At 51.7% G+C, this 418-nt stretch carries 1 protein-coding gene; it reads left to right on the plus strand.

The genetic code is table 11. The annotated features are described in order from the left end of the window. Nucleotides 1-418: dihydropteroate synthase (locus NE664_14610; protein MCQ4727866.1), on the plus strand; the 418-nt coding region annotated here is incomplete at both ends.

Below are 418 nucleotides of genomic sequence, written 5' to 3' on the forward strand. Positions count from 1 at the left end.
TGGAGGGGCAGATCGATGATACTCTGCAGTTCCATCACCACCTCCTCCAGATAGACACCTCTAATATTCAGGCCATGGAACGGGCTCTGCGTGTTTACAACGGTAAGCCTTTGATTAACTCCGTCAATGGAAAGCAGGAAGTGATGGAGGCGGTATTTCCTCTGGTTAAGCGGTATGGCGGCGTTGTTGTCGCCCTGGCGCTTGACGAGGACGGAATCCCGGAGACGGCAGACGGGCGTCTGAAGGTGGCTGAAAAGATTTATGCGAAGGCATCGGAATATGGTATTGAGAGAAAAGATATTGTGATCGATGCACTCTGTATGACGGTCAGCTCTGACAGCAGGGGCGCAATTACCACACTGGAAACGGTCAGAAGAGTGAGGGATGAACTGTGCGGAAAGACAATTCTGGGTGTGTC

It is taken from the genome of Anaerotignum faecicola (assembly GCA_024460105.1).
Lineage (GTDB): Bacteria > Bacillota > Clostridia > Lachnospirales > Anaerotignaceae > JANFXS01.